Origin of the sequence: Coprococcus sp. AF19-8AC, assembly GCF_003603115.1 — a bacterium.
GTDB classification, from domain to species: domain Bacteria; phylum Bacillota; class Clostridia; order Lachnospirales; family Lachnospiraceae; genus Coprococcus; species Coprococcus aceti.
Window position 1 is genome coordinate 358905 of record NZ_QTMI01000003.1, and the last position, 20114, is coordinate 379018.

General features: G+C 43.7%; 14 protein-coding genes. 13 read left to right on the forward strand and 1 reads right to left on the reverse strand.

All coding sequences use genetic code 11. The features are described from left to right. Positions 1–11: 11 nt before the first annotated feature. The 10 genes from glpK to argJ all read left to right on the forward strand — a co-directional run bounded on the left by glpK (position 12) and on the right by argJ (position 11942). Positions 12–1499 (forward strand): glycerol kinase GlpK, encoded by a 1488-nt coding sequence (glpK, locus tag DWX57_RS09750; RefSeq protein ID WP_120123927.1) that lies wholly within the window; start codon positions 12–14, stop codon positions 1497–1499. A 60-nt stretch (positions 1500–1559) separates the two neighbouring features. After that, a complete protein-coding gene (locus DWX57_RS09755; protein WP_120123930.1) occupies positions 1560–2525 on the forward strand; it encodes an ROK family protein in 966 nt (321 codons plus the stop codon). A gap of 99 nt (positions 2526–2624) precedes the next feature. Next, positions 2625–4043 (forward strand): glycoside hydrolase family 1 protein, encoded by a 1419-nt coding sequence (locus DWX57_RS09760; RefSeq protein WP_120123932.1) that lies wholly within the window; start codon positions 2625–2627, stop codon positions 4041–4043. Between the two features lie 289 nt (positions 4044–4332). After that, on the forward strand, positions 4333–5307 hold the full coding sequence (locus tag DWX57_RS09765; protein WP_015534020.1) for an aldolase catalytic domain-containing protein: 975 nt from the start codon (positions 4333–4335) through the stop codon (positions 5305–5307). Between the two features lie 297 nt (positions 5308–5604). Further along, the gene (locus tag DWX57_RS09770) at positions 5605–6561 is read left to right on the forward strand and encodes a Gfo/Idh/MocA family protein (RefSeq protein ID WP_120123935.1); all 957 of its coding nucleotides are present in this window, start codon (positions 5605–5607) and stop codon (positions 6559–6561) included. Beyond that, entirely contained in the window at positions 6558–7307 is a 750-nt protein-coding gene (locus DWX57_RS09775) for a lysophospholipid acyltransferase family protein (RefSeq protein ID WP_120123937.1), read from the forward strand. The genes DWX57_RS09770 and DWX57_RS09775 overlap by 4 nt, the downstream gene beginning before the upstream one ends. Next, entirely contained in the window at positions 7282–8166 is an 885-nt protein-coding gene (locus tag DWX57_RS09780; protein WP_120123939.1) for a diacylglycerol/lipid kinase family protein, read from the forward strand. The genes DWX57_RS09775 and DWX57_RS09780 overlap by 26 nt, the downstream gene beginning before the upstream one ends. A 105-nt stretch (positions 8167–8271) precedes the next feature. Next, the gene (locus DWX57_RS09785) at positions 8272–8790 is read left to right on the forward strand and encodes a pyridoxamine 5'-phosphate oxidase family protein (RefSeq protein ID WP_015534017.1); all 519 of its coding nucleotides are present in this window, start codon (positions 8272–8274) and stop codon (positions 8788–8790) included. A 145-nt stretch (positions 8791–8935) separates the two neighbouring features. Then, a complete protein-coding gene (gene gltX / locus DWX57_RS09790) occupies positions 8936–10612 on the forward strand; it encodes a glutamate--tRNA ligase (protein WP_118758174.1) in 1677 nt (558 codons plus the stop codon). 85 nt (positions 10613–10697) lie between these two features. Beyond that, on the forward strand, positions 10698–11942 hold the full coding sequence (gene argJ, locus DWX57_RS09795; RefSeq protein ID WP_119998705.1) for a bifunctional glutamate N-acetyltransferase/amino-acid acetyltransferase ArgJ: 1245 nt from the start codon (positions 10698–10700) through the stop codon (positions 11940–11942). A 54-nt stretch (positions 11943–11996) separates the two neighbouring features. On the opposite strand, the gene DWX57_RS09800 is transcribed toward argJ, so the two are convergent. Next, positions 11997–12224, reverse strand: a complete 228-nt coding sequence (locus DWX57_RS09800) for a helix-turn-helix domain-containing protein (RefSeq protein WP_117551189.1) — start codon at positions 12222–12224, stop codon at positions 11997–11999. Between the two features lie 197 nt (positions 12225–12421). Between DWX57_RS09800 and DWX57_RS09805 the strand changes: the two genes are divergently transcribed. From DWX57_RS09805 to DWX57_RS09815, 3 genes are all read left to right on the forward strand, one after another. Then, entirely contained in the window at positions 12422–15946 is a 3525-nt protein-coding gene (locus tag DWX57_RS09805) for an RICIN domain-containing protein (protein WP_120123942.1), read from the forward strand. Positions 15947–16192: 246 nt separating this feature from the next. Continuing rightward, positions 16193–17185 (forward strand): Fic family protein, encoded by a 993-nt coding sequence (locus tag DWX57_RS09810; protein WP_120123944.1) that lies wholly within the window; start codon positions 16193–16195, stop codon positions 17183–17185. 125 nt (positions 17186–17310) lie between these two features. Next, positions 17311–20079 carry a glycoside hydrolase family 3 protein gene (locus DWX57_RS09815; RefSeq protein ID WP_120123947.1) on the forward strand — a complete coding sequence of 923 codons (2769 nt, stop codon included), beginning with the start codon at positions 17311–17313 and terminating at the stop codon, positions 20077–20079. Positions 20080–20114: the final 35 nt, after the last annotated feature.

The following is a 20114-nucleotide window of genomic DNA, read 5'->3' on the forward strand; positions in this document are numbered from 1 at the left end:
GGAAAAAAGGTTTGGCAGATTATATAATGGCGCTGGATCAGGGAACGACCAGCTCAAGGGCGATAATATTTGATAAGGAAGGCAGGATATGCTCAGTGAAACAGAAGGAGTTCACCCAGCATTTCCCGAATAACGGATGGGTGGAGCATGACCCTATGGAGATATGGGCAACCCAGATGTCGGTGATGATGGAGGCGAGGGAGACCATGGGAATCCGCACCGAGGACATAGCCGCAATAGGAATTACCAACCAGAGAGAGACAACCATAGTGTGGGATCGAAAGACCGGCAATCCGGTGTACCATGCCATAGTGTGGCAGTGCAGGAGAACTGCGGACAGGATAGAGCAGCTTAAGGCTGAAGAATATGACAAGGTGATAAGAGAGAAAACGGGACTGATAGTTGATCCGTATTTCTCTGCAACGAAGATAGAGTGGATACTTGATAATGTGCCGGGAGCCAGGGAACGCGCAGAGGCAGGGGAGCTGATGTTCGGAACTGTTGACACATGGCTTATATACAAGCTCACAGGCGGAAGAGTCCATGCAACGGACTACACAAACGCATCGCGTACCATGCTATTCAACATTCATACACTGGAGTGGGACAGGGAATTGCTTGCAAAGTTCAACATACCGGAGAGCATGCTTCCGGCAGTGAGAAATTCCAGTGAGATATACGGATACACGGACAGAGAGATATTTGGCGGTGAGGTGCCTATAGCGGGAGTTGCCGGAGATCAGCAGGCCGCGCTGTTCGGACAGTGCTGCTTTGAGGCCGGTGATGTGAAGAACACCTACGGAACAGGTTGTTTCCTCCTCATGAATACGGGGGATAAGGCAGTTGACTCGCAGCAGGGACTTCTCACCACCATAGCCATAGGACTTGACGGAAAAGTCAGCTATGCGCTTGAGGGAAGTGTGTTTGTGGCTGGAGCAGCCATCAAGTGGCTCAGGGATGAGATGAAGCTCATAGACAGTGCGGCGGATACTGAGCGCATTGCTCTGTCGGTGCCGGACAGTAATGGTGTATATGTGGTACCTGCGTTTACTGGCCTTGGCGCTCCTTACTGGGATGCGTACGCCAGAGGGGCAGTGTTCGGCCTCACAAGGGGAACAAATAAGGCGCACTTTGTCAGGGCGACAGTTGAATCACTGGCATATGAGACATCGGATGTTCTTGCGGCTATGGAGATGGATGCAGGACTTTCAATCACAAGCCTTCGAGTGGACGGTGGTGCAAGTGCCAACAACTTCCTGATGCAGTTCCAGGCAGATATAGAGAATGCCGAGATAGTGCGGCCTGTGATCACGGAGACAACAGCTCTGGGAGCTGCATATCTGGCTGGACTTGCGGTTGGCTACTATGACAGTCTGGATGAGATCAAGGGCTACTGGAAGGCCGACAGAAGATTTAAGCCGGGGATAACTGAGGATAAGAGGGAGAAGCTCCTTGCAGGCTGGAAGGATGCTGTGGAGAGAACGAGAGTGACAAGGTGAATATAAAAATATATATAGAAAGAAAAAAACAATGGGTAATGAGAAAAGTAGGAGGGACTTATGTATTTAGTATTTGATGTAGGGGCAACATTTATAAAGTATGCGTTAATGGACGATGAGGGCAATATATCGGGAAAGGGTAAGACTCCAACCGACAGATATGCCGAGGCTGGAACTCCGGCATTTGTGGCGCAGATCAAGAAGGTGTATGACGAGAAAGTACTGGACTGTGACATAACAGGAATTGCCATGGGGCTTCCTGGACAGATAGATGTCGAACGCGGCATAGTGTACGGCGGTGGCGGGATCAAGTATCTTGATGGTGCACATCTTGGTGATCTCATATCAGAGGCATGCGGCGGTGTGCCTGTAGCCCTTGAGAACGATGGCAAATGTGCGGCCCTCGCAGAGTTGTGGCTGGGCAATGCCAGCACGGCTACAAATGCAGCAGTCGTTGTCGTGGGTACAGGAATCGGCGGTGGAATAATCATTGACAGAAAGATCCACAGAGGCAAGAGACTTCTGGCAGGTGAATTGTCATATGCCCTCATGAACATGACAAGGGAAGAAGCTGATAATGTCAGATGCTGTGAAGAGCTGACTGTTGAGGAGACATTTGAATATAACCCGTTCATGGTAACCTCAACATGTACTGCAAGCTCCATTACATACAAGGCATCCAAGATAATGCATATGAAGCCAGAAGAGGTGACCGGTGAGATGGTATATCAATGGATAGATGAGGGCAATCAGGAGATCATAGATATGGTTGAGGACTCATACTTCTCCATAGCAAAGCTCTGCTGTAACCTGTACATGACGATAGATCCGGATGTCATACTTATCGGAGGTGGAATGAGTGCCAATCCGAACTTTGTTCCGGGGGTTAAGAAGTATGTGGACAAGATAAGAAAGATTACAAAGACCTACGATGGCATGGTTATCGACACATGCAAGTTCCGCAATGATTCGAATCTTCTTGGCGCGTTGTACAATTATAAGCAGAAGTATGAGGGCGTGAAATAAAATCGCAATAAAACAAACGTAAGATGGAGATGAACTGGAACAGATGGTTCATCTCTTTTATAAATACTATTGAAAATGTAAATCCATGGAGGGAAAATTATGATAATCACAAAGAAACATGGACTCCCGGAGAATTTTCTCTGGGGAGCATCGACAAGCGCATATCAGGTTGAGGGTGCCAATCTGTCACACGGCAAGGGTCCAAGTGTGCAGGATATCAAGACAGTTCCAGCGGGAACAAGTGAGCTGGATGTGTGTGCTGATTTTTATCACAGATATGCAGAGGACATAGCCCTCATGGCTGAGATGGGATTCAAGACATTCAGATTCTCCATCGCGTGGAGCAGAGTCCTCCCAGAGGGAACCGGCAGAGTCAACCAGGAGGGAATTGACTTCTACAACAATGTGATAAATGAGTGCCTCAGGTACGGAATCGAGCCGCTTGTCACAATGTTCCATTTTGATCTTCCTGCGGCTCTTGAGAAAAAAGGTGGCTGGTCGAGAAGAGAGAGTGTTGACGAGTTTGTTGAATTTGCAAAGCTTCTCTACACAAATTATGGCGACAGAGTAAAGTACTGGCTGACTATCAATGAGCAGAACATGCTCACACTTGTGGGTGACGTGATCGGAACCTGCAACATGGAGGGCGTGACAAATAAATACAAGAAGCTTTATCAGGAGAATCACCACATGCTCCTTGCTCAGGCAAAGGCCATGAAACTTCTCCACGAGATGTGCCCTGGAGCAAAGATTGGTCCTGCCCCGAACATCTCTCTGGTATATCCTGCCACATGTAAGCCGAAGGATGTCCTGGCAGCACAGAACTTCAACGCGATAAGAAACTGGCTTTACCTTGATATGGCAGTGTATGGAAGATACAACGACCTGGTGTGGAAGTTCCTTGAAGAGCATGACGCTATCCCTGTTATTGAGGCTGGAGATATGGATATCATGGCGCAGGCAAAGCCTGATTTTATAGGTTTCAATTATTATAACACTGCAACGGTTGAGTGGGATGACAGCCCGGTTGCTGTGACGGACTCAGAAAAAAGGGATCAGCAATCAGCCGGTATTGAGCCGGGGGTATACAAGGCGTATCCAAATCCAAATCTTCTCCGCACAGAGTTTGGCTGGGAGATAGACCCTGACGGCTTCAGGGCAACTATAAGAGAGATGTACAGCAGATATCACCTTCCTATGATTGTGACAGAAAATGGTCTTGGCGCATATGACAAGCTTACAGAGGACGGCAAGGTACACGACGACTATCGTATAGAGTACTTAAGAAAGCATATAGAGCAGATTAAGCTGGCAGCAGACGAGGGCGCAGAGATGATGGGTTACTGCCCATGGTCAGCGATCGACCTCGTGTCAACTCACGAAGGAATCACCAAGAGATACGGATTTATATATGTCAACAGAGATGAATTCGACATGAAGGATCTTGCGAGATACAGAAAGGATTCCTTCTACTGGTACAAGAAGGTCATCGAGACCAACGGCGAGGATCTGAGCTAAAAATTATCCAGAAATCAACAATTTAGGCCTAAAAGATACAAAGTTCCAGAAAATTGTATCTTTTAGGCTGTTTTATAATTTTTTGCGAGAAAATTATTTTGGGATCTTGATTTTCATTGTATTTTTTGAATAAAGTCCTTGCATTAATTTTTTTATGTGCTATACTGAACAAAGTCACCAACATACACCAACGCGTTAAAGTGACGCAAGTTTAAATTGAGAAAACATCGGCCGTTATCAAAAATCCCATTGAAAGGTTGATGTAAAAAAGAAGAAGGAGGACACTATTATGATAGGCGGAGATTTGATCACCTACAGACCTGACATTCAGGTACTTGACGCAACAATAAGAGATGGAGGACTTGTCAATGACTTCTATTTTACTGACGAGTTTATAAGAGCCCTCTATGAAGCGAACATCAAGGCAGGGGTTGATTATATGGAATTCGGCTATAAGGCCTCCAAGGAAATGTTTGATGTGAACAAATTCGGCAAATGGAAGTTCTGCAACGAGGAGGATATAAGAGCCATCGTTGGAGAGAACAATACAGATCTGAAAATTTCAGTTATGGCTGATGTCGGAAGATGCGACTACAAGAAGGATATCATCGACAGAGCCGACAGTGTTATCGATCTGGTGAGGGTGGCGACATACATCAACACCATGCCTGCAGCCATCGAGATGATTGAGGATGCACATGCAAAGGGATACGAGACCACATGCAATATCATGGCAGTTTCAAAGGATCAGGAGTCGGATATCGATCTTGCCCTTGAGTTGCTTGGTAAGAGCAATGTAGATGGAATATACATTGTTGACAGCTACGGCTCACTGTACCCTGAGCAGATCAAGAAACTCGCGGAGAAATATGTCGCAGTTGGAGAGAAGTATGGCAAGAAGATAGGAATACATGCACACGACAACTTAAAGCTTGCCTATGCCAACACTGTTGAGGCAATGAGGAGTGGTGCGAGCATGCTCGATGGAACTGTAAGCTGTATGGGCAGGGGCGCAGGAAATTGTGCGCTTGAGCTTCTTCTTGGATTCCTCAGAAATCCAAAGTACAACCTGTACCACATCTTGAAGTTTATAGAGCAGTACATGGTTCCGCTCAAGGCAAAGGGAGATGCAGTATGGGGCTATGATGTGCCATACATGCTGACCGGAATGCTGAATCAGCATCCAAGGGAAGCCATCGATTTCATCAAGAATGAGAGACATGATTATGCAGATATGTACAGCTACCTTATGTACAGAGAGTAACATGCGGATTGTGGAACAACATATTTTACACTGTAGAATATGTGTAGCCGATAGAGATGCATAGAACAACATATATAGTGGGTTGGGTGCTTATTATGGTGCTCAAGATAAAGGGGAGGACTCCTGGTGTCAGTTATCGCTGGCATCAGGAGTTTTTCTTCTATTTTCCCGTCTGTGTGTTATAATCTGATATGTAGTGTCAAAATATGTCGAAAACAAAAAGAGATGTACTTTTGAAGATATATATGCAGTGTCAGCGCTGGAAAACAGATAGAAAAAACAGGAGGATGACAGCATATGAACATAGGAATATTAGGCGCAGGCAAGATTGCCGGCGTTATGGCGGACACGATAAACAGGATGACTGATGTGAAGCTGTATGCTGTAGGTTCGAGAAGATGGGAAAAGGCAAATGCATTTGCCAACGAGTTTGCAATAGATAAAGCTTACGGAAGTTATGAGGAACTGGTCAGTGACGATGCGATAGATCTGGTATACATTGCAACGCCGCATTCGCATCACTATGAGCAAATGAAGCTCTGCATAGAACATGGAAGAAATGTGCTATGCGAGAAGGCATTTACCTACAATGCTGCACAGGCTGAGGAGATCGCAGATCTGGCAGCAAAGAAGAATGTGTACGTGGCAGAGGCAATATGGACGCGGTATATGCCGTCCAGACAGATGATAAATGAAATTCTGGAATTTGGCGTAATAGGTGATGTCAGGACTATGACATGTAATCTGTCCTACCCGATATCAAATATAGAGCGGCTTACCAACCCGGAGTTGGCAGGCGGAGCACTTCTGGATGTGGGAGTTTACGGATTGAACTTCATTGTCATGCATATGGGAAAGGATATCTCGGATATTGAGTCCTCTGTTATGATGCACGAGACTGGAGTAGACGGACAGGAGAGTATAACCGTCAAATACAGAGACGGCAGGATGGCAGTGACAACCCACAGCATGTACGGAAGATCAGACAGAAAAGGCATCTTTTACGGTGAGAAGGGATACATGATAGTCCAGAATATAAATAATCCACAGTGGATAGATGTATTTGACTGCGAGGACAGGCTTATCAGACACGTGGATGTGCCGGAACAGATAAGTGGTTATGAGTATGAGATCATGGAAAGCCTTGATATGATCAGACAGGGACAGTTCCAGAGTAAATCGATGCCTTTGTCAGAGTCTATATATATGATGAAGCTTATGGATGATATTAGAAAAGGGTGGAATAAAAAGTGATAATTATATATATACTTGGCGGAATCATAGCCATATTTCTGATGTACATACTTTTTCTCTTCGTGTGCAGTCTGTTCGTGAGAACTGACAGGCAGTATACGGAGGACAGCAGGTTCTACAGGCATCTGCTGTATGGTGTCACCGGATTTGCCATGTGGTTTCTAAGAGTGAAAATGCATGTGACTGGCATGGAGAAGATTCCAGTGGATGTCAAACCACTCTTTGTGGGAAATCATCTGTCAAATTATGATCCGCTGATAGAATGGCAGGTATTTAAGAAGTGGGATGTGGCATTTATATCCAAGCCGGAGAATTTTAAGATACCGATATTCGGCAGGATCATCAGAAGATGCTGCTTTATGCCGATAGACAGATCAGATCCGGGTAAGGCATTGTCTACGATCAAGATGGCTACCGAGATTCTCCAGAAGGGAGATATGGCAGTTGGAGTATACCCGGAGGGAACGAGAAACAGACAGGGCGGACTTCTGCCATTTCACACGGGTGTTTTCAGAATAGCCCAGAAAGCGCATGCGCCGATAGTCGTCATGGCGATACATGGAACGGAGAACATCTACAGGAATGTGCTGAGGCGCAGATCTGACGTCTATATAGATGCGGCGGATGTGATACCTGCCGATGAGGTAAAAGCAATGAAGAAGAATGAGATCAGCGACAGGGTGAGACTTGTTCTTGAGAAAGATGAAAAGGGTAAAAACTATGGGAAGGAAGTACATTTTATATAATTCACTGGCGGGCAACGGCAAATGTATGTATGACGTGCAGGCACTTGCAGATACATATCCTGATGCGATACTCAAGAAGATGACAGAGATCGCTTCATATGCGGAGTTCATGGGATCGCTTGCAGAGGATGACGAGGTTATCCTGTGCGGCGGTGACGGAACGCTGAACATATTTGTGAATGACATAAATGACATGGATGTGAAGAATACCATCTACTATTATGCCTCCGGAAGCGGCAATGACTTTGCAAAGGACATAGGACATAACAGTCATGACACTCCGGATTACCAGATAAATCAGTACATACAGCATCTCCCGGAGGTGACGATCAACGGCAAAAAGTGGCTGTTCATCAACAATGTTGGATTCGGAATAGACGGTTACTGCTGTGAGGAGGGCGACCGCCAGAGGACAAAGAATGAGAAAACTCATAAGAACAAGCCTGTGAACTATACGGCTATAGCTATCAAAGGCCTGCTCTACGCATTCAAACCGAGAAATGCTGTGGTGAAAGTGGATGGAGTCCGTCATGAATATAAAAATGCCTGGCTCGTGCCAACCATGAATGGCAGATATTATGGCGGCGGAATGATGGCTGCCCCCGGGCAGGACAGACTGAATCCGGAGCATACAGTTTCGGTTATGGTGTTCCGCGGCAAGGGCAAGCTTGGAACCCTTATGATCTTTCCTTCTATATTCAAGGGAGAGCATGTCAAGTACGAAAAGTATGTTGATATATTCAACGCAAAAGAGGTTGAGGTTGAATTTGATCGTCCGACACCACTTCAGATAGACGGCGAGACGATACTTGGAGTTACATCATATAAAGTTAAAGCGTGGAGCCTGGATCAGAAATAAAAAAGTTTTGAAAATCCGAATAATATAAAGTTCAAAAAACTTGCAAATATGCTGACGTCATTTATACTATTTTAATAGATTGTACGCTGAAAAAGGAGGTATTGTATGCGGGAGATGCGGAGAAGTGACAGGATGATAACAGATCGTGAAGAGATAGTGGATGTACTTGATTCGTGTAAGGTGTTCCGGATGGCGGTTCACGATGAAGAGGGAATGTACATAGTTCCGCTGAATTTCGGTTATACCTACGAGGAGGATGTTCTGAAGCTTTATTTCCACTCTGCCGGTGAGGGCAGGAAGGTGGATGCTCTGGCAGCGGATCCGAAGGTGGCCATAGAGATGGATACAGATCACTATCTGGTTGAGGGACCAAATGCCTGCAGCTTTGGTTATCTCTACAGCAGTATCATGGGAAATGGCACAGCCAGAAAGCTGACAGATCCTGAGGAAAAGTGCGAGGCACTCAACTGCCTTATGAATCATCAGCTTGCGAGAAATACCGAGAATATGAGATCGTTTGACAAGGTAGAAAAGAAGAAGTATAACTACTCAGACCAGATGCTGGCAGCGGTAAATGTGTATGAGATAGTTGTGGAAAATTTTACGTGTAAGTCAAGGCGATAAGTATATGGAATCTATGCAATTGCCATTGTGGTTTAAGGAATTGACGTAAAACATAATACAAATTATAATCAGACAGGATATAATGAAGCGATCATCAAGCAGACTCTTGATGATAAGTGATATAGCAGAAAGGTGAAAACAGGAGATGGATTACAACAAATTAGCGGATTTGATATTTGCAGATATAACAGATACAGTGGATGACCTTGAGAAGAGATTTCCGGAGAGAGAGCTTCCAGAGGGGGCAAGGGTAACAAGATTTGCGCCAAGCCCTACAGGATACATGCACATCGGTGGACTGTATGCAGCCATGATCTCAAGAAAGCTTGCAAAGCAGAGTGGCGGCGTGTTCTACCTCAGAATAGAGGACACTGACAGAAAGAGAGAGCTTGAGGATGGTGTAAATGAGATCATCAATTCGCTGAAGAAGTTTGACCTTGGATTTGACGAGGGACCATTTGAGGGTGGCGAGACTATATATGGCCCATATAAGCAGAGCGAGAGAAAAGAGATATATCAGACCTGTGTCAAGAAGCTTATGCAGGAGGGATATGCATATCCTGACTTTACAACAGCCGAGGAGCTTGATGAGATCAGGGCAAAGCAGGAGGCTGCAAAGGTTGACATAGGATATTACGGCGAGTATGCAGTAGGAAGAAATCTGACATACGAGCAGATAGAGGAGAAGCTTGCAGCGGGCGAGCCATATGTTGTTAGACTCAAGAGTCCGGGCGAGGCAGGAAAGACTGTTATCTACAGCGATCCTATCAGGGGCAAGATCGAGATGCCTGAGAATATCATGGATGTGGTACTTCTGAAGTCAGACGGAATACCTACATACCATTTTGCACATGCAGTTGACGATCATTTCATGAGGACAAATCTTGTCATCAGAGGTGACGAGTGGCTTGCATCATATCCACTTCACAAGCAGCTCTTTGATCTGTGTGGATTTGCGCTTCCAAAGTATGCGCACATCGCACCTATCATGAAGCTTGAGGTTACAGTGGACGAGGAGGGCGAGCACCAGAGAAAGAGAAAGCTCAGCAAGAGAAAGGACCCGGAGGCTGCGGTTGGCTTCTATGCAGAGCAGGGATTCCCATCAGTCAGCGTGCTTGAGTACCTTATGACAATAGCAAACTCCAACTACGAAGAGTGGCATGCAGCACATGCAGACAAGACAATAGACGACTTTACATTATCACTCAAGAAGATGCCTGTCAGCGGCGCACTTTTTGACATGGTGAAGCTCAATGATGTCAGCAAGGAGATGATCTCAAAGCTCACAGCCGAGGAGTGTTACGACCTCATCATGGAGTGGGCAAAGGAGCATGACGAGAACATATACACATTTGGCACACAGGATAAGGACGGCTTCATGAAGACCATCAATCTGTGGAAGATGTCAGGCAAGAAGGTCCGCAAGGATGTCGGCAAATGGTCAGATCTGCGCGCTATGTTCGGCTATCTGTACACACCAGAAGATGAGCTGGATCTCCAGTATGAGATAGACGAGAAGTACACACCGGAGATGATCACAGAGGTCATCGAGGAGTACAAGAATGATCTCTTCCTTGACTCAGAGGACTGGTTCTCAAGCATGAAGGTCATGGGCGAGAAGATCGGCTACTGTCCAAATGTCAAGGAGTACAAGCAGAATCCTGACGGATACAAGGGCAGCATCACAGATGTATGTACCATAGTAAGAGTTGCCATAACAGGCAAGCAGAACTCACCTGACCTGTTCACGATCATGAACGTGATAGGAAAAGACAAGACCGTGGGCAGACTGGACAAGTTCCTTGCGTGGGTGAATAGATAGGATGTATCAATTGGCTGCGAACATTAAGTTGGCATCCAATTGATGAAGATTGGTTAAAATACATTTTAGAAGGGATTGGATTACTATGAACAAGAAGATATATGACGGTTATACATATGTAGGCGGTGGCGTGTGCGCGGCCAAGGGTTTCACGGCAAATGGACTTAACTGTGGACTGAACCCTGACAAGAACAAGAATGATCTTGGAATGGTATTTTCAGAGGTGCCATGTGTGGCAGCAGGCGTGTATACACAGAACAAGGTGAAGGGCGCACCGGTCACAGTTACCAAGGAACACCTGAAGAAATCTGGCAACAAGGCACAGGCAGTCATTGTGAACTCCAAGAATGCCAACACATGCAACGCAGATGGAATAGAGAAGGCTGAGAAGATATCCCAGCTTGCAGCGGATGCCCTGGGTATAGATGTGAACCTTGTCATCAATGCTTCAACAGGCGTCATCGGACAGATCATCCCTATCGAGCCATTTGAGGAGCATATGAAAGAACTTGCAGACGGTCTCTCGGCAGACGGCAACGACAAGGCGGCAAATGCTATCATGACCACAGACACAGTTGATAAGCAGGTTGCTGTCCAGTTTGACATAGACGGAGTGACATGCACCCTCGGAGGTATGGCAAAGGGAAGCGGAATGATCCATCCAAACATGGCGACAACGCTTAACTTCATCACATCAGATATAGCGATCACATCAGAGCTGATCCAGAAGGCTCTTTCAGAGATCGTAAAGGTGACATATAACTGCCTCTCCGTAGACGGAGATCAGTCCACAAATGACACCCTTACAGTCATGGCAAATGGCCTTGCAGGCAACAAGCTCATCGACACAGAGAATGATGCATATGAGAAGTTCAAGAAGGCCCTCTATATAGTTATGGAGTGTATGACTATGATGCTCGCATCAGACGGTGAGGGAGCAACCAAGATGATCGAGTGTACAGTTGCAGGGGCACCTGACCTTGACACAGCCATCATCGTGGCAAAGAGCGTAATCCGTTCCCCACTTACAAAGTGTGCTATGTTCGGCGAGGATGCCAACTGGGGACGTATCCTCTGTGCTATCGGATATGCGGAGGCAGACTTTGATATAGATAAGGTTGCAGTAGATCTTGAGTCAGAATTTGGCGTAGTTCCTGTATGCCGCAACGGCGCAGGCGTACCATTCTCAGAGGAGAAGGCAGCCAAGGTATTGAGCTCAGATGAGATACACATCAACATAGATCTTGGAATCGGTGACGTGACAGCCAAGGCATGGGGCTGTGACCTGACATATGATTACGTGAAGATCAATGGGGATTATCGTTCATAGGTTTTACTCGTAAATAAAAATAAGACACTGATCAAAATGATGTTGGTCAGTGTCTTATTTTTTTATGGGAAATGGCTGTTTGCAGCCGGAAACACCAGTTATGTAATTCATATCAACATTGTAATACCTGGCAAGTTCGATAAGACATTCAATCGGCATGCGAACTTTGCCTTTCTCGTAGTCAGAATATGTTGTCTGTGCAACATGTATTATATTTGCAACCTGAGTCTGGTTAAGGTCATTGTCTTCGCGAAGAGATTTGATTATTTCATAATAATGCATTAGGTACTCCTGAGTCACTGAAAAAATATACTTTTATAAAATATATTACAAATGTTCATTGAAATTGACTTTTAACGGGCATTCCGTTAAAATGAAAAGCAATAGGATATTAGCAAAAGAAAAATGGAGGGATGCACTTGGCAAATAATGAAGATTGTGTTTTTCTTGAGTAGTTTGTAGGAAGAGGAGGAAAATTTATGAGTATGAATGAAAAGTGGAATAAAGGTATTTCGCTACGGAAAAAAAGATGGATTAGCCTGATAATGGCAGCCGTGATGATTGTTACGTTAGTACCATTTATGCCAGGAAAGAAAGCTGATAAAGTAGAGGCTGCTGGATATAACGCTGAAGCAGCGTTACAATATGCAGCAAGTCATTGGAATGATGGTGTAGGATTATGCGCTGAATTTGTTTCTCGGTGTGTACAGGCTGGTGGTATATCAATAAATACTGAGACAATAACGACAAATTGTTATAATGCAGTATCAAATGCAACTGGAGTACAAGGACAGATTTTAAAGCTTGATTCATCTGGACAGGCGACAAAAAGTCTGGATGGAGATATTCTTGCGGCTGGAGATATTGTAATAGAGTGGTGTAATACGCATACATACAGACCACATATAATGATTTGTGGAGGATATAATAGTAGTGGTTATGCAACCTATTACGCACATAACGGAGCTAGAAATAATACTCCTAGAGCGTTTGGAAAATGGTGTGATCCACACACATGGAGTAATGGGTGTGATGTTGGTGCAAGAGTATTACACATAAGTGCTTTGAGTGGGGCTTCAGGAGAAATGACAACTCCAACGATTACAACAAACAGAGAGTGTTACATAGTTGGAGATAAAATAAATATTACGTGGAATAAAACGAGCAGTCAGAGTGATTTCTTACATTATTGGTTAATCATCACCAATACTGATACTGGGGAAGAGTGCTTCGGTGGAGCAACAGGTTCAAACGGAGATGTAAATGCAAATAGTTATCAATTTACAATTCCGGAAGAAGGACATTATAGAATTGATATATATGCAATACCTTATAATGATAAAGAGCATCGTCAGAAGGAAGCAGTGAAGACAGTAAGTACATATGGATATGATAGTTCGATAGTTAACTTAGGAGATGACTTTTACGCAAATATAATCAATACAGGAAATGGTAAGTATTTGACAGCCGATAGCGATGACAATGTGACAATAAGAACCGCCTCGGGACAGAAAAATCAGCTTTGGCATTTTAGAAAGAGAGAAAGCGGATCATATGAAATAATAAACAATGCTTCTGATAAAGCTCTTGATGATACTAATTGGGGACAGGAAAATGAAACGAATGTAGGAGTATATACAAGAAATAATACGACTGCGCAAAAGTGGTTTGTGAGAGGAGCAGAAGGTGCTTATTTTATAAACGCATCATGTGGAGATGCGGTACTTGATATAGATAGTAATGGCTCGGCAGATGGTACAAATGTGTGGTTGTATGAAAAAAATGAGAGTTCAGCTCAGAAATTCACAATAAAGAAGGTGGCAACAAGCCTTGATACATGTAATGCTCTCGGTCTGACAACAATACAGGGCGGTTTCCGGTTATCATGGGATACCGTGTCAGGTGCAACAAAATACGAAGTGTATCGTAAGAAGGCAACGGACAGTGACTATTCTAGAATAGCAGTTGTTTCAGGAGAAGACATAGATACATACGAAGATAAAAATTGTATATCAGGAATAACATATGAGTACAGGGTTAATGCAGCAAATGATTATTGTTTAGGTGCATCAGGTGCCGAATGTCATGGCTTGTATCTTGATTCTACAAATGCATCACTTGTAAAGTATTCTGCTGATAGTGTAAACATATCATGGGATTCAGTAAGAGGAGCAGATGGATATAATATTTATTTGTATAATCAGAATGATGATACATATTCAAAGGTGAAGGATATAGCAAATGGTTCAACAACCTCTTGTGTTATATCTGGTTTAAAACAGAATACTACATATACTTATTTGGTAGAAGCATATGGTATATGTACATATGAAAATAAGAACGAAATTTATACTGGATGTAGAAGTAATATCTTGACCATTGCGACAAAAAGAATATTAAGTAATCTTGCAGTTAAAATGTCTGATTGGGATTTGAGCGGAACGGCATCACAGCCAGTATTACTTGGAAATGATGGTAATGGTGCGGTAACATATACATATGCACCAGAGGGAAGCGATGTTTTCACAGCAGAATTTCCGACAAAAGCAGGAACATATACTGTAAAGGCAGAGGTAGCAGAGACTGATAGATATTGCGCTAGAGTGGCAACATGTACGTTCACAATAACGGATAACAATAGTAAGCCAGCTCCGGTAGTCAAAAAATCATTGGATAACTTAGTATTAATACTTGACGATTGGGATATAAGCGAAAATGCATCAACACCAATTTTGACAGGCAATTTGGGCAATGGCGCAGTAACATATAGCTATGCGGCAGTTGGAAGTACAGAGTACACAAGTGCTATACCAACAAAGGCGGGAACATATATAATAAAAGCTGTTGTTGCAGAGACTGATGAATATTATGGTGGGGTGGCAACATGTAAGTTCTCAATTACAGATAAATATAAGCCGACACCAATAGTTAAAAAAACATTAGATAATTTAGTGTTAATACTTGATGGTTGGGATATAAGTGAAGGAGCGCCAACACCTATTTTATTAGGCAATTTAGGTAATGGCGCAGCAACATACAGCTATGCAGCAGTTGGAAGTACAGAGTATACAAATACAATGCCAACAAAGGCGGGAACATATATAGCAAAGGTTGTTGTTGCAGAGACGAATGAATATTATGGTGGAGTTGCAACCTGTAAGTTTACAATTACAGATAAATATAGTAGTTCACAGCCTGTAACGAAAAAGTCACTCAATAATCTTGTTTTGATGATGGCGGGCTGGCATGTTGGTGATCGCCCATCTTCTCCAGTTCTTACAGGAAATGATGGAAAGGGTAAAGTTACATATACATATTCTAAAGTAGGAAGTAACAAGTATTCAAATACTGTGCCATCTAATGAAGGAAAGTATATAATTAAGGCATATGTTGCAGAGACAGAGGATTATTATGCAGGTACAGCAACATGTGTTTTTGAGATAACCAAAAAGCCTGTAGTTAAAAAGACACAGACAATAACAACTACTGCTGCAAATTATACTTTGGTATATGGCGGAAAGCCTGGTACCATAAAGGCAAAGACAAATGGAAATGGAAAAATATCATACAAGTCTTCCAACAATAATATAGTTTCGATTGATAAGACTGGAAAAATGATTGTTAAAAATACAGGTAAGGTTACTGTTTTCATTTATGCAGCAGAGACAACCACATATAAAGCCGCAACAAAGAAGATAACAGTGGTTGTAAAACCTAAAATACAGGTAATTAAGGGAATCAAATCACAGAAAAAATCAAGCATATATGTTAAGTATGTTAAAGATACAAAGGCAAGTGGTTATGAGATGCAAACAGCTCTTGATAGTAAATTTAAGAAGTCTGTAAATACATATACAATAAAGAAAAACTCTAAGTATAGTGTGACATTAACTAAGAAACGGACTGGAAAAATCTGTTATGTAAGGGTGAGAAGTTATAAGATTGTAGGATCACAGAAAATATATGGAAGTTATAGTGGTATAAAGAAGATAAAAGTTAAATAAATTTTATGCCATATAAAAAATAGGGGAAAGTCTAGAAAATTTAGTCTCAGACTGTAGACAAACTACTCTGCAAAGCAATGTTTTGTAGAGTAGTTTTTTTATTTGTTGGTTCTTGGCGTCACATGTGTTGAATCTGCAAATTTCTGCGAAGGAATCCGGTGGTATGTGTATATAAATCTCATTGAAAATTCCACAATAAATTGGTAAGATAGTAAGCAAGATAATAAGCAAGATGGAGGTGAGCTGATGAGCGGTTATGTACCACCATATACGGTATCGAATAAAATGCTTGAACTTGTTTCAGAGATATCTGAAAAAGTTGGAAGTATTACCAGTCATAAAGAGCTGGAGTCAAAACCACATTTGCGTAGAAACAACAGAATAAGATCAATTCATTCTTCGCTAAAGATAGAGGCAAATTCACTGTCATTAAGTGATGTCAGAGATGTAATAAATGGACATCTTGTTCTTGGAGATCAAACAGAAATACAGGAAGTGAAAAATGCTTACGCAGCATATGAGGAGATCCCTGAAATAGACCCTACAAGTATATCAGACCTGAAAAGGATTCATGGAATATTGACGTACAGGACCGTCCACGAGTCCGGTGTATTCAGAAAAGGCAATGAGGGAGTTTTTTCAGGCAGCGAGTGTATATTTGTAGCTCCTCCACCACATATGATAAATGAACTTATGCGGGATCTTATGCAGTGGGTTAAAGAAAATGAGGGAGTTATTCCCCCACTTATCTTATCTGCAATATTTCATTATGAGTTTGTGTTTATTCATCCATTTGCAGATGGAAATGGAAGAATGGCAAGATTGTGGCATACGGTTCTTCTGTATAGGTGGAGAAGCGTATTTGAATATATACCACTGGAGAGCCAGATTGAACGGTTTCAGAATGAATATTATGATGCGATAGCGGTATGCCATACAAAAGGTAACTCGGACATATTTATAGAATTCATGCTCGATATGATAAATCAGATTCTGGATGAAGTTGTATTGCAGGTAAACAGATCAAATTCTGAGGTTTCAGAGTATGTGAAGCGGATGCTGGCGGTCATGGAATATGATGTGCCGTATACGTCAAATTTCATAATGGAGGCGTTGGGGCTTAAGTCCAAAGAGACCCTTAGAAAAAATTATATAAATCCGGCGATGGAGCTTGGACTGATAAAGATGACATTGCCTGATAAACCTAACAGCAGAAATCAGAGATATGTAAAGCAGTAGAAAAGTTATGTTATCAGGTAATGCAATAAAACAACTTTTCCATATCAAATAAACGAAACTGACTGTAAAATATAAATTGCAAGAAACACACAAAAAGTTTGAAATACCCAACGGAGGTTAAATACATGGAAGATAGAGTACTTGACTGGGAGGTCTATGAGAAGACAGCCCGTGAGATGGCTGCAGAGGGCCTGGTTCTGTTAAAGAACGACAACAAAGCTCTGCCACTTAAGCAGGGAGAGACGGTTTCTGTATTTGGACGTATGCAGAACCATTATTATAAGAGTGGAACCGGTTCAGGCGGCATGGTGAATGTTGCCAGAGTGGTGGGAATCCTTGATGCACTTAATGAGTGCAAGGATGTAAATGTCAATCAGAAACTGGCAGAGACTTATGCCGCATGGGATGAGGAACATCCTGTGGAGCTGGGACTTGGCTGGGGACAGGAGCCGTGGTCACAGGCAGAGATGCCGGTTACAGAGGAGCTCGTGCAGGAGGCTGCCGGCGAGTCGGATTCGGCCATAGTGATAATCGCTAGGACGGCAGGCGAGGACAAGGACAATACACTTGAAAAAGGAGCATTTATGCTCACTGATATAGAGACTGATATGCTTAGACTTGTCAGAGAGAATTTCCAGAAGATGGTCGTTCTCTTGAATGTCGGCGGTCTTATAGATATGTCATTTCTTGACACGATTTCCCCGGATGCCTGTATGTATGTATGGCAGGGTGGAATGGTCGGAGGATATGGAGTGGCTGATGTCCTCGTAGGAGATGTCAGCCCTTCAGGAAAACTCACAGACACGATAGCCTACGATATCAAGGATTATCCTGCGTATGACAATTTCGGCGGCGAAGAGAGAAACTTCTACGCTGAGGATATCTATGTGGGATACCGTTACTTTGAGACATTTGCAAAGGATAAGGTCAGATATCCGTTTGGATACGGATTGTCATACACAGACTTCAAGATCGGCGTAAAGCATGCAAGCCTGGATTTTGAAAAAGGCGTGGCGAATATCTGTGTCAAAGTCACAAATACAGGAAAGAGACTTGGCAAGGAGGTTGTCCAGGTGTACGGTGAGATGCCACAGGGCAGGCTTGGCAAGCCATCCAGAGTGCTCATTGATTTTGCGAAGACAAAGGAGCTTGTTCCGGGACTCAGCGATGAGCTGAAGTTTGAGATACCACTTGACCGCATGGCATCATTTGACGATTCAGGGGCGACAGGCCATAGAAACTGTTATGTGCTTGAAGCTGGAGACTACACTATCCATGTAGGAAACAGCATAAGAAATACAACAGAGTGTCTGTTCTTTGAGCTCGCTGAGACAGTGGAGCTTCAGAAACTTCAGGAGGCACTTGCACCATATGAGAAGTTTGACCGCATGAAACCATTCTGTGATGAGAACGGCAGGATGCTTATAGAGTATGAGGAGACACCTCTAGTCACTGTTGATATGTATGACAGGAGAGAGCAGGAACTGCCGGAGGAGATACCGGTTACTGGTGACAAGGGAATTACGCTTCTTGATGTAAGGGAAGGCAAGGCTTCCATGGATGAGTTCATAGCGCAGTTTGATGATGAGGATCTGGCATGCTTTGTTCGCGGCGAGGGAATGGGAAGTTCTCTTGTGACGGCGGGAACAGCGTCAGCATTTGCTGGGGTATCGCCAAATTTGATCGCACATAAGATTCCGTCGGTGTGCTGTGATGACGGACCATCGGGAATGAGACTCGACTCAGGTATGAAGGCATTCTCACTTCCAAATGGCACTCTGTGCGGATGTTCATTTAACAAAGAATTGAACACCAGACTGTATGCACTTCTCGGACTTGAGATGACAGCAAATAAGGTTGAGGTTCTTCTCGGACCGGGAATGAATATCCACCGTCACCCGCTTAATGGACGAAACTTTGAGTATTTCTCCGAGGATCCATACCTTACGGGTTCCATTGCAACTGCACAGTTAGAGGGACTTAAGTCCAGCGGCGTGTCCGGAACGATCAAGCATTTCTGCGGAAATAATCAGGAGTATCACCGCCATACGACGGACTCGGTCATCTCCCAGAGGGCACTCAGGGAGATATACCTGAAGGGATTTGAGATAGCTGCCAAGTCGGGATATGCCGACTCTGTTATGACAACATATGGTCTGGTAAATGGTCTCTACACCGCAGGAAGTTATGATCTGAATACCACGATACTCAGAAATGAGTGGGGATTTACAGGCGTGGTCATGACAGATTGGTGGGCATCCATCAACCGCAGGGGTATGGAGCCGGATGCAAATGACTTTGCGACTATGATACAGGCACAGAATGACATGTATATGTGCTGCCCGGACGGCTCGAAGAACATGGGCGGAGATAATGTCATAGAGGCACTTCAGGACGGACGTATATTGAGAGCTGAGCTTCAGAGAATTGCAAAGAATGTGTGTAACTTTGCCATGAATACGAATGCATTTAAGCGTCTTGTGGGAGAGCCTGTAGAGGTAGAGATAATAAACCGTCCAAAGCAGGCGGACGATTTTTCAATTGATGATGTGGAATACATCAATGTCGACAGAGACATACTTATAGATCTGACAGAGAAGGCCAGCACCGCCGACACGAATTATGTCATAGCCCTTGATGTTGAACATCCGGGAGAGTATGAGGTGAGCCTGAGGGGAAGCTCGACACTCGAAAAGCTTGCCCAGCTGCCGTGTACCCTGTTTTTCAACGGATTCCCTGTGAGCAACTTCACATTTAACGGAACTGACGGCAAGGATGTTGTGATCAGGAAAGAGGTCAAATTTTACGGCAGATTCAATGTGCTCCGACTGTATGTGAAATCGAATGGACTTGATCTCAAGGATATTAAGTTCAGTTTTGAAAAAGAGTTTTGATCTGAAAATAAATATTGACATAGACTGCCATAGAT